Source organism: Polynucleobacter sp. TUM22923 (genome assembly GCF_030295705.1).
Classification (GTDB): domain Bacteria; phylum Pseudomonadota; class Gammaproteobacteria; order Burkholderiales; family Burkholderiaceae; genus Polynucleobacter.
In genome coordinates this window covers 88,976-102,046 of sequence record NZ_AP027274.1, presented here as the reverse complement: position 1 = coordinate 102,046, position 13,071 = coordinate 88,976, and the positions used below count along the sequence as shown (strand labels likewise).

Below are 13,071 nucleotides of genomic sequence, written 5' to 3'. Positions count from 1 at the left end.
AGCAGCGCGTTAAGTAAACGTTATAGAAATATTAAGGTTGCCAAGAAACAAAATTTTGATAGAGCTTTAATCCGTATTCTGCACTTTTTTCTGGATGAAACTGCGTCGCAAAAATATTATCCCTTGCTACGGCAGAAGTAAACCAATCACCGTATTCGGTTGAGCCCACAATGTCTTCTTTACGCTGCGGCACAACATAGTAACTATGAACAAAATAAAAGCTAGTGAGGTCCGGAATGCCATCCCACAAAGGATGTGCTCTATCTTGACGCACTTGATTCCAGCCCATATGCGGAACCTTGTAAACCGATCCATCGGGTTGACGCCTGCCCGTTAATGCAAAACGCTGAACTTCGCCTGGAATAAGCCCTAGGCAGGGAGTCCAGGGTTGTTTGGCATTCGTGCGCACTTCGGCACTTTGATCAAACATCATCTGCTCACCAACACAGACGCCTAATAATGGCTTGTTTTTAGCTGCTTCTAGCAATACTTCCAGCAGGCCCGATTCTTGGAGATGCTTCATACAGTCAGGCATAGCGCCTTGACCAGGCAACACTACCCGATCGGATGCGCTGATCTCCTCTGGCTTGCTAGCAATCACCACGTTAGCATCCGGGGCCACATGGTGGAATGCTTGATAAACAGAACGCAAATTACCCATTCCGTAATCAACAATTGCAATGGTTTGTGCCAAAGTGAACCTGTGTTTTCTTATGCTTTAGCAGTCTTCAGTCTTCCAGTAAAAATACTAGAAGCACCCTAAATTACAGACTACCCTTAGTGGAAGGAACGACGCCTGCTGCCCGTGGATCGATTTCCAAGGCCATCCGAAGTGCGCGACCAAAGGCTTTGAATACGGTCTCAATTTGGTGATGGGCATTGATTCCCCGCAAATTATCAATGTGCAGTGTCACACCAGCATGATTCACAAAGCCGCGGAAGAACTCAATACTGAGGTCCACATCAAAGTCACCGACCCGTGCTCGCGTAAAAGGAACATTAAATTCCAGGCCAGGGCGACCTGAAAAATCAATGACTACCCGAGATAAAGTCTCATCTAAAGGCACATAGGAATGCCCGTAACGGGTGATACCCGCTTTGTCGCCTACTGCCTTCGCAAAGGCCTGACCCAGGGTAATACCCACATCCTCGACAGTGTGATGATCATCAATATGCGTATCGCCTGTAGCGATCACTTTGAGGTCAATCATGCCGTGACGGGCAATTTGATCCAGCATATGGTCTAAAAAAGGAACGCCGGAGGCGAGCTCAGCTTTTCCTGAGCCATCTAAATTGATGACAATTTGAATTTTGGTTTCCGAAGTGTTTCGGGTAACGTCGGCTTGCCGCATGCTTACGTGCGCCGCGAGGCGAAGTGTTGATTGAAGCCTCATAATATCATTTCTAATGCTGAATTAATTACTGCATTTTTTACTTACCTGCTGATTTTTGACCAGAGTCCCTCATGAGCCGTTTTTGGAACCCCGTTGTTCACACCCTCACTCCATACGTTCCCGGAGAACAACCGCAAATGGAGCGACTGGTAAAACTCAACACCAATGAGAGCCCTTACGGCCCATCACCCAAGGCACTGGCGGCCATTGAGCAGCACAATAATAACGATTTAAGGCTCTATCCCGACCCTGAAGGTATCGCCCTAAAAGAGGCTATTGCCACTTTGCATGGTTTGGACCCAAAGCAGGTTTTTGTCGGTAATGGCTCGGATGAAGTGCTTGCTCACACCTTTTTAGGGCTCCTTAAGCAAGCCAAGCCAGTTCAATTCCCCGACATCACCTATAGCTTCTACCCGGTGTACTGCAAACTATTTGGCATTGACTATCAGACGATTCCATTGGGCTCAGACTTTGCGGTGCATCCTGCGGATTTCAAGGTTCCTAGTGGGGGCATCATTTTTCCCAACCCCAATGCCCCTACTGGGCGATCCATTCCCAGAACAGAAATTGAGGCCTTGTTAAGCCGCAATCGTGATTCAGTAGTGGTCATTGATGAGGCTTATGTGGACTATGGAACCGAATCTTGCATTCCGCTCTTGCGTGGATCAGCTTGTCCAGAGAACTTACTTGTCGTGCACACCCTCTCTAAATCCCGCGCTTTAGCAGGCTTACGTGTGGGCTTTGCGGTAGGTCACACCGACTTGATTGAGGGCCTTGAGCGAGTCAAAAATAGTTTTAATTCCTACCCGCTAGGTAAGTTAGCCCAAGCGGGTGCAATCGCTGCTATTGAAGATCAGGCGCACTTAGAGTCAACCTGTGCCAAGGTCATTCAGACCCGCGAACACTTAGTACAAGCATTAGCAAGTCTGGGTTTTGAAACCTTGCCGTCCACGGCTAACTTTATTTTTACGTGTCACCCAAAGCATGCGGGAGCAAAGCTGTATCAAGCCTTACGTGATCGCGGCATCATCGTGCGCCACTTTAAACTGCCCCGTATTGAAGAGTTCCTTCGCATTACCATTGGCACCGATGATCAAACAAATACGTTGATTGCTGCCTTGAAAGAAATTCTGGTCTAAGTGTAATTACTTCAGACGCATTTCAGCTGCACGGGCATGGGCTTGAAGACCTTCACCATGCGCTAAAGTGCTTGCTACTGCGCCCAAGGTTTGGGCACCTGCTTCGCTAACCTCAATCATGCTCGAACGCTTAATAAAATCGTAAACACCTAAAGGCGAAGAAAAGCGCGCAGTACGGGCCGTTGGTAAAACATGATTAGGGCCAGCACAATAATCGCCTAAGGATTCGCTTGTGTAGTTGCCCATAAAAATAGCGCCGGCATGCCGAATCTGTTCTGCCCACTGGCGTGGATCAGTCGTACAAATCTCTAAATGCTCAGCAGCAATCTGATTGGCAATATCACAAGCCTCTGCCATATCTTTAACTTCAATCAATAGCGCACGATTGGTAAGCGAGGTCTCAATCACCTTCTTGCGAGGCATCTCTGGTAATAATTGATTGATGCTCATTTGTACGCGCTCAATGAAACTGGCGTCGGGGCAAAGCAAAATAGACTGCGCTAATTCATCATGTTCAGCCTGCGAAAATAAATCCATCGCAATCCAATCCGGATTACTTGAACCATCACAGAGCACTAAAATTTCTGATGGGCCGGCAATCATGTCAATACCGACAGTACCAAAGACTCTACGCTTGGCTGCTGCCACATAGGCATTACCAGGACCCACAATCTTATCAACAGCAGGAATGGTTTTGGTGCCATAAGCTAAGGCACCTACGGCCTGCGCACCACCAATCGTAAAGACACGGTCTACCCCAGCTAACCAAGCCGCAGCCAGGACAAGCGGGTTTCGTGTTCCGTCTGGTGTGGGTACAACCATGATCACTTCAGATACTCCAGCAACCTTTGCTGGAATCGCATTCATTAGTACCGATGACGGATAAGCCGCTTTGCCACCAGGTACATAAATGCCCACACGATCCAGTGCAGTGGCTTTCTGGCCTAAACGAGTGCCATCAGGCTCGGTATATTCCCAAGAGTGGCAACCGGTTTCAATCTTTTGTCGCTCGTGATACGCGCGTACCCGTTGCGCAGCAATCTCTAAGGCAGTCCTCTGCTCTGCTGCTAAGCCCTCATAGGCCCGCTGTAACTCTTGCTTAGAAATTTCTAATTCAGTAACGCTAGCAACACTCAAACGATCGAACTGTTTTGTGTAATTCAAAACAGCAGCATCTCCATGGGCTTGCACTTGCGCCAAAATCTTCACGACTGCTGCATCAATCGCCTCATCATCAGCCATCGGCAAAGAAAGGCTAGACAACAGAATTTCTTTGAATCCTAAATCACTACTATTCAGGCGTTTTACTTTAACTGCTGTAGACATATTATTTAAGCAACTCAAAGAAGGGCTGCAACTGAGCACGTTTACGTTTATATGAGGCCTGATTGACTACCAGTCGTGCGCTGATATCTGCAATAGACTCAACTTCAATTAAGCCATTGGCGCGCAAAGTATTTCCGGTAGAAACTAAATCGACGATTGCATCGGCTAAACCAACTAAAGGGGCTAACTCCATCGATCCATACAAATGAATCGTATCAATGTGTACGCCCTTGTTCGCAAAATGCTCGCGAGCGCAATTGACATACTTAGTGGCTACTTTTAAACGAGAGCCTTGTTTTACAGCGGCCGCATAGTCAAAGCCCTCTTTTACCGCTACTGACATGCGACATTTGGCAATATTGAGATCAAATGGCACATACAAACCATCCGTTCCGTTTTCCATTAATACATCTAAGCCAGCCACCCCAAAATCTGCCCCACCAAATTGAACGTAGGTAGGCACATCCGAAGCACGCACAATAATTAAACGCACATCGGGGTTGGAGGTTTCAATAATCAGTTTGCGTGATTTTTCAGGATCTTCAAGCGGACGAATACCGATCTTGGATAAGATCTCGGCAGTTTCTTCAAAGATGCGCCCCTTTGAAAGGGCTAAAGTTAACTTCATGTCTTAATTATCTATCAGGCTTAATGAACTCGCTTGATCTGAGCCCCTAATAAAGTCAGTTTTTGCTCCATCCGATCATATCCGCGGTCCAAGTGGTAAATACGGTCTACTTGCGTTTCGCCTTGAGCGGCCAAACCGGCAATGACCAAACTGGCCGATGCCCGTAAATCCGTTGCCATCACCACTGCACCAGAAAGCTTTTCAACGCCTTGGACTACAGCGGTATTGCCTTCAATCGCAATATCCGCCCCCAAACGATTCATCTCTTGAACATGCATGAAACGATTTTCAAAGATGGTTTCAGTAATGGTGGCAGTGCCACTAGCGATTGCATTGACTGCCATGAGCTGCGCTTGCATATCCGTCGGAAAGGCAGGGTACTCAGAAGTACGGAAATTAACGGCTTTAGGACGCCCCTTCATAGAGGCCTTAATCCAATCGGGCCCTACTTCCATCTCTAAACCAACTTCTTTTAATTTAGCCAGAACAGCATCTAGCGTATCTGGACGGCAATGTTTTACCAGCACCTCCCCACCAGTGGCCGCAACTGCACATAAAAACGTACCCGTCTCAATACGGTCAGCGATGACTGTATGCTCAGCACTATGCAGTTTCTCAACCCCTTGAATGACGAGGCGGTCACTGCCAATGCCTGTAATCTTGGCGCCCATCTTCACCAGCAGTTCAGCCAAGTCCCCTACTTCAGGTTCCCGTGCAGCATTTTCTAAAATAGTAGTGCCGCTCGCGAGAGTGGCGGCCATTAGTAAATTTTCAGTACCCGTAACGGTAATCATGTCCGTCAATATTGAAGCTCCCTGCAAGCGCTCTAGGGGCGGCTTCATTTCTGCCTGAATATAACCACTCTGAATTTGAATGGTCGCCCCCATCGCCTTTAAGCCTTTAATGTGCTGATCTACTGGACGCGCACCAATAGCGCAACCTCCGGGCAGCGACACTTTAGCGCTATGCATTCTGGCTAGCAAAGGGCCGAGCACCAATATCGAAGCCCGCATGGTTTTCACCATCTCATAGGTGGCTTCAGAGCTCTTGATATCCGCCGCATGGAGCACTACATGCGTTCGATTGGCCTCATCTGGGAAGGATACTTTGACACCGATCTCTTGTAAGAGCTTGAGCATAGTGCGCACATCCTGCAAATCTGGGACGTTACGCAATACGATAGCTTGATCGGTTAATAGGCAAGCGCACAAAATCGGGAGTGCGGCATTTTTAGCCCCAGCAATCAGTACTTCGCCCTTGAGCGGAGTACCGCCCACCATACTTAATTTGTCCATGAATTGATTCCAGTAAAAACTAATCGTTTACAACAGATACTTTAGGCTGTGGAGTTTTGGGAAAACTCTTCAGGTGTAAAAGCCTTGATAGAAAGGGCGTGCACTTCGGCTTTCATGCGATCGCCCATTGCAGCATAGACTAATTGATGGCGCTGAATTAATCGCTTACCTGCAAACTCAGGGCTCACAATCGTGGCAAAAAAATGCTGGCCATCACCTTCAACCTGAATATGCGTGCAAGTAATACCTTGCTGGATATATCCCTCAATTTGTTCTGGGGTGGGCAACATACTTTCTCCTAATTACGAATTATTTTGTATTGGTGATTCTTTATTCAGTACACAGACAATGACGCGTTAACTTCTAAGTTTGTAGCCTTTTTGTAATAAACGCAAAGCTACGGCTGAGACTAAGACAAAAAAACAAACAATGATCACAAGACTTCTCCAAGGCGAAATATCAGAAACGCCAAAGAAGCCGAAACGAAATCCATCAATCATGTAGAAAAAAGGATTGAAATGGGAAACAGTTTGCCAAGCAGCGGGCAGGGAATGTATCGAATAAAAGACGCCTGACAACATTGTTGCCGGCATGATAATAAAGTTCTGAAAGGCGGCTAATTGATCATATTTATCAGCCCAGATACCAGCAATGAGGCCCATACTTCCTAATATGGCTGCACCCAAAAATGCAAATGTCAAAATCCACAGTGGGTATTCAAATGCAGGCGGTGCATACAGCGCAGTAATGGCCAACACACCAAATCCGACGACGACCCCACGAAATACTGCGGCCAGTACATAAGCAGCATAAAACTCTAAATGGCTAAAGGGTGCCAATAGTACGAATACCAAGTTACCAGTCACTTTTGACTGAATCAAAGATGAAGAGGTGTTGGCAAAAGCGTTTTGGAGAACGCTCATCATGACTAAACCAGGAATTAAGAAGGTTGAATAGCTCAAGCGGCCATAAATTTCTCTACCTTCCAATACTTGACCGAAAATCATCAGGTACAAAATAGCTGTCAAGACCGGCGCTGCAACCGTCTGAAATCCTACCTTATAAAAACGTTTAATTTCTTTACGCAAGAGCATCGGAAATCCGCTGCTGTAAATTAAAGCAGGGGGCATAAGAATCTTTTTCACAATACGCTACCCGACATAATATTGACAAAAACATCCTCAAGATCGGTTTTACCTTCACCGTCTTTTTTAATTGAGCCGTACTGACTAAGTAAATTTTGAGTGGTGTCTAGAGCAACAATTTTTCCTTGCTTGAGCATTGCAATACGCTGGCAGAGTGCTTCGGCCTCTTCCAGGTAATGCGTTGTCAACACAATCGTGTGACCGTCTTGATTAAGACGGCTAATAAATTGCCACAGGGATTGACGTAACTCCACATCGACCCCTGCTGTAGGCTCATCTAAAATGATGACTGGCGGTCTATGCACCAGCGCCTGCGCAACCAGAACCCGTCGTTTCATACCGCCGGATAAAGAGCGCATATTACTATCCGCCTTATTAACCAGATCAAGATTTGCCATGATCTCATCAATCCAAGCATCATTATTTCGGATACCAAAGTAACCCGACTGAAATTGCAATGTTTCACGCACCGTAAAAAAGGGGTCGAACACTAACTCTTGCGGCACGACGCCCAACATTCGGCGAGCCTCACGAAAATGGCTCTGTACATCTGCCCCCATAATCGCAGCATGGCCATGATCCGCAGTTGCTAAACCGGCCAAAATAGAGATCAGCGTTGTTTTGCCCGCACCATTAGGTCCCAGCAAACCAAAAAACTCACCTTGCTCAATTGATAGGGAAACGTGATCTAGTGCCCTTAGTGCGCCATAGTTTTTGGATATGCTTTTAATCGAGATTGCTGGATACATACTATGACAAACCGAGCAATGCCGATACACCGTATACACCGGCTAGCACCCTTAACTTTTCTGGGGCTCCAGTCATTTCTAGATTTAAACCACGAGCCTGCAAGTTCTTTTGCCATGAGATTAAGACGGTCAATACCGTTGAATCAAAATCGTTAAGGCCAGAGCAGTCAATCAATCCTGATGTAGTCAAGCTCAGCAAGCCGTCTCTCTCCAACTGCACCGCATTAGCTTGTGTTACTGAAGAGGGCAATAAAAATGACATTTTTATTGAGGCTTAATTAGCGGGCTTCGCAGTTGCAAGCTGCTTGTTTCGGTCCTGCAGAAATTTCACTAGGCCATCGATGCCATTTTGACTAATTTGATTGGCGAACTGATTTCGATAAGCCTCTACTAACCACACACCCATGATGTTCATATCATAGACTTTCCAACCATTGGCGGTTTTCTCAAGGCGATAGTCAAGCGATACCGGATCGCCTCGCCCAAGCACAACCGTCTTGACAATAACTTCCTTGTCGTCTGGAGCTGCACGTAAGGGCTTAAATTGAATTGTTTGATCTCGCAACTGACTCAATGCACCCGAATAAGTGCGCATCAACAAGCTTTTAAATTCTGCTATTAATTGTGCCTGCTGTTCAGGGGTCGCCTTTTTCCAATTTGGGCCCATGGCCATTTCAGTAGTGCGGCGCATATCCGCATAAGGAAGAATCTTTTTCTCAACCAATTCGACAATGCGAGGAATATTGCCTTTCTGAATCTCTGGGTCCGATTTAACAGAAGCCATCACATCGGACACCACTGATTTAATCAGGCCATCGGGAGTCGACTGATCAATGACTTGAGCGCCAGCATTGGTCAATGCCAAGAAGAAGCCTGCAAGCAATGTCGCAAGGTAGCGTTGAATTTTTTTGTTGCTTTTCATATATTCTCGATCAAGACTCTATAACGAAGTTCATTTTAGATGCTTTACATGCAGCTGCTTTAAATGCGGCCGCTTTAGATCGGCAATTATTATTCATAGGGATTTTGATACACAGGCACTAAGGGCTCTTCATCATCGCGCCCCTCATTAATTTGATACTGACGCCGCTGAATATAGGCATCACGTACAAAGCTGTATTTATCAATTGCCGCACCATCGAGCAAGTCACCAGCCTCGTAATAAGTGTTTCGCCCATTGACTACGCGTAAACCGGTAATGCTATTTCGTAAACCGATATCGTTGATGTACTTAAATAAGTAGTCTGACTCCAGATCAGCGCCCGTACCAAAGGTATCGCGCACACTACTAGGTCCAAAAAATGGCAGTACTACGTAGGGCCCCGACGGTACGCCCCATACGCCAAAGGTTTGACCCCAGTCTTCTTTATGTTTTGGTAAACCGCCTGGGGTTGCTAAATCAATTAGCCCACCTAAACCCATTGTGGTGTTGACAACTACCCGCATGAGGTCTGTAAATGCATCGGCTGGCTTACCTTGCAGCAAGTTTTGCAATGCAGTGTAGATATCACTGTAGTTACTGAAGAAGTTATAGACTCCATCGCGAATGAACTCCGGCAACACAAAGCGATATCCAGTTACTACTGGCTTAAGTACGTAGGCATCCAAGCCTTCGTTAAACTCAAAAACGGATCGATTAAATGGCTCCCAAGGATCTGCCGGAGAACGCTCCACTCCTGCGGGAATAGATGCACATCCCACAATCACCGATACTAAGCCAAGCAATACTATGCGCCTTAGCTTTTTCAGTAATGACATCATTTTGCTGCGCTCTTGTCTTGGCCGCTATCAGCAGCCTTGTTGTATAAGAATTGACTGATGAGGCTTTCTAAAACAATAGCGGACTGAGTTTGCGTAATGCGATCACCCGAGGCTAGCATGTCATCCGAGCCGCCTGCATCCAAGCCAATGTATTGCTCACCTAGTAAGCCAGAAGTCAGAATTTTCGCTGCCGAGTCTTTGGGGAACTTATACCCATCTTCGATAGTCATCAGTACAGTTGCCTGATACGTTTTATCGTCAAAAGAAATATTGGCAATTCGCCCAACCACTACTCCAGCACTCTTGACTGGCGCACGTGGCTTGAGTCCACCGATATTGTCAAAACGCGCAGAAATTTTATAGGTTGGCGCAAAGGAAACGGCATTCATATTGCCGACCTTGAGGGCTAAAAATAAAGCCGCTAGCAAACCTATTGCTACAAAGATTCCGACCCAAACATCAATTGCACTTTTTCTCATAAGAGTCCTAGTTCATACTTTCTAATTCGAGAACATCATTGCGGTTAGCAAAAAATCTAATGCTAAAACTGATAAAGAAGAGATCACCACGGTACGAGTAGTCGCTTGCGAAACACCTTCGGGAGTAGGTTTTGATTCATAGCCCTGATAAAGCGCAATAAAAGTGACGGCCACACCAAACACCAGACTTTTGATCAAGCCATTGCCTATATCCGAGAAAAGATCAACGCCCCCTTGCATCTGCGACCAAAACGCACCAGAGTCCACACCAATCAGCGGAACCCCTACAAAGTAACCACCCATCACCCCTACTGCAGTAAAAATCGTTGCCAAAATAGGCATTGCAATAATACCCGCCCAAAGTCGTGGGGCGATCACACGACTAAGCGGATCAACAGCCATCATTTCCATAGCGCTTAATTGCTCACCGGCTTTCATCAAGCCAATCTCTGCTGTCAGTGAAGTACCGGCTCGACCAGCAAATAACAAGGCAGTAATAACGGGACCTAATTCACGGGTCAGTGAAAGCGCAACCAGTAGACCTAAGGCCTGCTCCGAGCCATAGCGGTTCAAGGTGTAATACCCCTGCAAGCCCAGCACAAAGCCAACGAATAAGCCAGATACAGCAATGATTACAAAAGAGTGATTGCCGACGAATAAAATCTGATCACATACCAGGCGGGGTCGTTTTAATAAAAATCCAGAGCGCACGATCACGGCCGCAAACATGCGTGCAGCAAGGCCTAAGCTGGTGAGATTGTGACGTACGAAAAATCCTAGATCTCCTAGGAGATCGATGGATTTGTGCAGCATATTCATAGTGCCTTCACCCCAAAATCGTCTTCAAGAGTTTGCCCTGGGTAATGAAATGGCACAGGACCATCTGGTGACGCATCTAAAAACTGACGGACAAAAGGATCTGTTGAGCGGCTCAATTCTTCTGGTGTGCCTTGTGCACCAATCCGACCATTGGCAATGAAATACACGTAATCTGCGATTTCAAATGTTTCCTCAACATCGTGGGTGACCAAAAGGCTAGTTGCTCCTAAGGCACTATTTAAGTCACGAATCAAGCGAGCAGTAATACCCAATGAAATGGGATCTAATCCTGCAAAGGGCTCGTCATACATAATCAAAGGTGGATCTAATGCAATGGCTCTTGCTAAAGCTACACGACGCGCCATACCACCAGAAATTTGCGAAGGCATTAAATCTCGCGCACCCCGTAAACCCACTGCATTTAATTTCATCAGAACTAAAGAGCGCAACAAAGCTTCCGTCAAATCAGTATGCTCACGCAACGGAAAGGCGACGTTTTCAAAAACACTGAGGTCGGTGAATAGCGCGCCAAACTGGAAGAGCATACCCATACGACGGCGCGCGGCCATCAGTTCAGCCGCATTCATTTTGCCAATATCAGCACCTTCGAACAGCACTTGACCTGACTGGGCTGCAAACTGCCCACCAATCAGGCGCAAGATAGTAGTCTTACCGCACCCCGAACCACCCATCACCGCAACCACTTGGCCGCGACGGAACTCCATATTGAGTCCAGATAGGATTTGTCTCCCACCTAAGTCGTAAGCAAAGTTCACATCCTCAATAGAAACCACGATCTCGCTTGAAGAATCTTGCTTGGTATTCACTGAGTTCGACGTGTAGCGGTTCATATCCCTCACATTATCGCGGCAGGACGGAAGACCCCATTAAATACTCATCTACTGCTTGGGCGCACTGACGACCCTCACGAATAGCCCAAACTACTAAGGATTGGCCGCGACGCATATCGCCAGCAGCAAATACCTTGGGTACATTGGTTTGATAGGCATTTTGACCATCCACTGTCGCTTTTGCGTTACCACGGGCATCTTTTTCCACACCAAAGGCATTCAAGACTTGTTGGGCAGGGGATACAAAACCCATCGCCAATAGGACTAAATCAGCCTTAATCTCAAATTCAGAATTGGGCACTTCTGACATCTTTCCGTCTTTCCACTCCAAACGAACGCCAATCAGCTTCTCCAACTTGCCATCTTTTCCTTCAAAACGCTTGGTTCCGACAGACCAATCACGCTCACAACCCTCTTCATGGGAAGAGGAAGTGCGTAACTTGGTTGGCCAATATGGCCACACTAATGGCTTGTTTTCTACTTCTGGGGGCTGTGGCAATAATTCAAACTGCGTAATTTGCGCTGCACCATGCCGATTTGAAGTACCCACACAGTCAGATCCCGTATCTCCGCCACCGATGACGACAACATGCTTGTCAGTTGCTCGAATCTCATTCTTAAGATCGCCGGCGTTCTCTTTGTTCTGCGGAATTAAGAACTCCAAGGCATAGTGCACACCAGCCAACTCACGGCCAGGTACAGGTAGATCACGAGGCTGCTCAGCGCCACCGGTAATAACGACAGCATCGAAGTCTTTCATCAGCTGATCAGGTGAGACTGTTTTAGTTGAGTAATTTTTGACCTCAACTCCCATCGCCTCTTTACCTACGAAAACACCTGTTTCAAACTTCACGCCTTCGGCCTGCATCTGCTCAACACGACGGTCGATCAACCATTTTTCCATTTTGAAATCGGGAATACCGTAGCGCAACAATCCACCGACACGGTCGTTTTTTTCAAATACCGTGACATCATGACCAACGCGGGCCAATTGCTGTGCTGTTGCCATACCAGCGGGGCCACCGCCCACTACTGCAATCTTTTTACCGGTCTTGGTTTTTGGTGGCTGCGGAACAACCCAACCATTTTCCCAGCCTTTATCAATAATGGCATGTTCGATTGACTTAATCCCTACGGCTTCACTGTTAATACCTAATGTGCACGCAGCTTCACAAGGTGCTGGACAAATGCGGCCAGTGAACTCCGGAAAGTTATTGGTTGATTGCAATACATCCAATGCATTCTTCCAATCATTTTGAAATACCAGATCGTTGAAATCGGGAATGATGTTGTTCACAGGGCAACCGCTATTGCAAAAAGGAATGCCGCAGTCCATACAACGGGCACCCTGTACCTTAGCTTCTGCATCTGTCAATGTCACTACAAACTCTTTGTAATGATGAAGACGTTTTACTGGTGCTTCGTAGGTTTCTGCTACGCGCTCAAAATCCATAAATCCAGTGACTTTACCCATATCGAATCCTT

General features: G+C 46.7%; 16 protein-coding genes. 1 reads left to right on the top strand and 15 read right to left on the bottom strand.

Going from position 1 to position 13,071, the window contains the following annotated elements:
- Nucleotides 1-31 precede the first annotated feature (31 nt).
- Complete coding sequence (gene hisH, locus QUD86_RS00580; RefSeq protein WP_286297264.1) at nt 32-694, bottom strand: imidazole glycerol phosphate synthase subunit HisH; 663 nt, start codon at nt 692-694, stop codon at nt 32-34.
- 70 nt (nt 695-764) lie between these two features.
- Nucleotides 765-1,352 (bottom strand): imidazoleglycerol-phosphate dehydratase HisB, encoded by a 588-nt coding sequence (hisB, locus tag QUD86_RS00575; protein ID WP_286297263.1) that lies wholly within the window; start codon nt 1,350-1,352, stop codon nt 765-767.
- Between the two features lie 113 nt (nt 1,353-1,465).
- Between hisB and hisC the strand changes: the two genes are divergently transcribed.
- Nucleotides 1,466-2,533: a histidinol-phosphate transaminase gene (hisC, locus tag QUD86_RS00570; RefSeq protein WP_286297261.1), complete on the top strand. Its 1,068-nt coding sequence runs from the start codon at nt 1,466-1,468 to the stop codon at nt 2,531-2,533.
- A gap of 6 nt (nt 2,534-2,539) precedes the next feature.
- Here hisC and hisD read toward each other — a convergent pair whose 3' ends face one another.
- The 13 genes from hisD to QUD86_RS00505 all read right to left on the bottom strand — a co-directional run bounded on the left by hisD (nt 2,540) and on the right by QUD86_RS00505 (nt 13,060).
- The gene (gene hisD, locus QUD86_RS00565; protein ID WP_286297259.1) at nt 2,540-3,859 is read right to left on the bottom strand and encodes a histidinol dehydrogenase; all 1,320 of its coding nucleotides are present in this window, start codon (nt 3,857-3,859) and stop codon (nt 2,540-2,542) included.
- Between the two features lies 1 nt (nt 3,860).
- On the bottom strand, nt 3,861-4,487 hold the full coding sequence (gene hisG / locus QUD86_RS00560; RefSeq protein ID WP_286297257.1) for an ATP phosphoribosyltransferase: 627 nt from the start codon (nt 4,485-4,487) through the stop codon (nt 3,861-3,863).
- Between the two features lie 20 nt (nt 4,488-4,507).
- On the bottom strand, nt 4,508-5,782 hold the full coding sequence (murA, locus tag QUD86_RS00555; protein WP_286297255.1) for a UDP-N-acetylglucosamine 1-carboxyvinyltransferase: 1,275 nt from the start codon (nt 5,780-5,782) through the stop codon (nt 4,508-4,510).
- 41 nt (nt 5,783-5,823) lie between these two features.
- Nucleotides 5,824-6,072 (bottom strand): BolA family protein, encoded by a 249-nt coding sequence (locus QUD86_RS00550; RefSeq protein ID WP_286297253.1) that lies wholly within the window; start codon nt 6,070-6,072, stop codon nt 5,824-5,826.
- 66 nt (nt 6,073-6,138) lie between these two features.
- Entirely contained in the window at nt 6,139-6,912 is a 774-nt protein-coding gene (locus QUD86_RS00545) for an ABC transporter permease (protein WP_286297251.1), read from the bottom strand.
- Between the two features lie 11 nt (nt 6,913-6,923).
- Nucleotides 6,924-7,676: an ABC transporter ATP-binding protein gene (locus QUD86_RS00540; protein ID WP_286297250.1), complete on the bottom strand. Its 753-nt coding sequence runs from the start codon at nt 7,674-7,676 to the stop codon at nt 6,924-6,926.
- Between the two features lies 1 nt (nt 7,677).
- A complete protein-coding gene (locus QUD86_RS00535; RefSeq protein ID WP_286297248.1) occupies nt 7,678-7,938 on the bottom strand; it encodes an STAS domain-containing protein in 261 nt (86 codons plus the stop codon).
- 12 nt (nt 7,939-7,950) lie between these two features.
- Nucleotides 7,951-8,598, bottom strand: a complete 648-nt coding sequence (locus tag QUD86_RS00530) for an MlaC/ttg2D family ABC transporter substrate-binding protein (RefSeq protein WP_286297246.1) — start codon at nt 8,596-8,598, stop codon at nt 7,951-7,953.
- Between the two features lie 89 nt (nt 8,599-8,687).
- Entirely contained in the window at nt 8,688-9,437 is a 750-nt protein-coding gene (locus QUD86_RS00525) for an MlaA family lipoprotein (protein ID WP_286297243.1), read from the bottom strand.
- Nucleotides 9,434-9,916 carry an outer membrane lipid asymmetry maintenance protein MlaD gene (gene mlaD, locus QUD86_RS00520; RefSeq protein ID WP_286297240.1) on the bottom strand — a complete coding sequence of 161 codons (483 nt, stop codon included), beginning with the start codon at nt 9,914-9,916 and terminating at the stop codon, nt 9,434-9,436. Before mlaD ends, QUD86_RS00525 begins: the two co-directional genes overlap by 4 nt.
- 21 nt (nt 9,917-9,937) lie before the next feature.
- Nucleotides 9,938-10,729 carry a lipid asymmetry maintenance ABC transporter permease subunit MlaE gene (mlaE, locus tag QUD86_RS00515; RefSeq protein WP_502928871.1) on the bottom strand — a complete coding sequence of 264 codons (792 nt, stop codon included), beginning with the start codon at nt 10,727-10,729 and terminating at the stop codon, nt 9,938-9,940.
- A gap of 2 nt (nt 10,730-10,731) precedes the next feature.
- Nucleotides 10,732-11,586, bottom strand: coding sequence for an ABC transporter ATP-binding protein (locus QUD86_RS00510; protein ID WP_286297236.1), 855 nt, complete (start codon nt 11,584-11,586; stop codon nt 10,732-10,734).
- Between the two features lie 10 nt (nt 11,587-11,596).
- Entirely contained in the window at nt 11,597-13,060 is a 1,464-nt protein-coding gene (locus QUD86_RS00505) for a glutamate synthase subunit beta (RefSeq protein WP_286297234.1), read from the bottom strand.
- Between the last annotated feature and the right edge of the window lie 11 nt (nt 13,061-13,071).

What these genes read in the sequence shown, in the direction of transcription:
- hisB (WP_286297263.1), bottom strand. Translation starts at nt 1,352, where the DNA reads ATGCGGCAAGCCGACGTTACCCGAAACACTTCGGAAACCAAAATTCAA.
- hisC (WP_286297261.1), top strand. Translation starts at nt 1,466, where the DNA reads ATGAGCCGTTTTTGGAACCCCGTTGTTCACACCCTCACTCCATACGTT.
- hisD (WP_286297259.1), bottom strand. Translation starts at nt 3,859, where the DNA reads ATGTCTACAGCAGTTAAAGTAAAACGCCTGAATAGTAGTGATTTAGGA.
- hisG (WP_286297257.1), bottom strand. Translation starts at nt 4,487, where the DNA reads ATGAAGTTAACTTTAGCCCTTTCAAAGGGGCGCATCTTTGAAGAAACT.
- murA (WP_286297255.1), bottom strand. Translation starts at nt 5,782, where the DNA reads ATGGACAAATTAAGTATGGTGGGCGGTACTCCGCTCAAGGGCGAAGTA.
- QUD86_RS00550 (WP_286297253.1), bottom strand. Translation starts at nt 6,072, where the DNA reads ATGTTGCCCACCCCAGAACAAATTGAGGGATATATCCAGCAAGGTATT.
- QUD86_RS00545 (WP_286297251.1), bottom strand. Translation starts at nt 6,912, where the DNA reads ATGCCCCCTGCTTTAATTTACAGCAGCGGATTTCCGATGCTCTTGCGT.
- QUD86_RS00540 (WP_286297250.1), bottom strand. Translation starts at nt 7,676, where the DNA reads ATGTATCCAGCAATCTCGATTAAAAGCATATCCAAAAACTATGGCGCA.
- QUD86_RS00535 (WP_286297248.1), bottom strand. Translation starts at nt 7,938, where the DNA reads ATGTCATTTTTATTGCCCTCTTCAGTAACACAAGCTAATGCGGTGCAG.
- QUD86_RS00530 (WP_286297246.1), bottom strand. Translation starts at nt 8,598, where the DNA reads ATGAAAAGCAACAAAAAAATTCAACGCTACCTTGCGACATTGCTTGCA.
- QUD86_RS00525 (WP_286297243.1), bottom strand. Translation starts at nt 9,437, where the DNA reads ATGATGTCATTACTGAAAAAGCTAAGGCGCATAGTATTGCTTGGCTTA.
- mlaD (WP_286297240.1), bottom strand. Translation starts at nt 9,916, where the DNA reads ATGAGAAAAAGTGCAATTGATGTTTGGGTCGGAATCTTTGTAGCAATA.
- mlaE (WP_502928871.1), bottom strand. Translation starts at nt 10,729, where the DNA reads ATGCTGCACAAATCCATCGATCTCCTAGGAGATCTAGGATTTTTCGTA.
- QUD86_RS00510 (WP_286297236.1), bottom strand. Translation starts at nt 11,586, where the DNA reads ATGAACCGCTACACGTCGAACTCAGTGAATACCAAGCAAGATTCTTCA.
- QUD86_RS00505 (WP_286297234.1), bottom strand. Translation starts at nt 13,060, where the DNA reads ATGGGTAAAGTCACTGGATTTATGGATTTTGAGCGCGTAGCAGAAACC.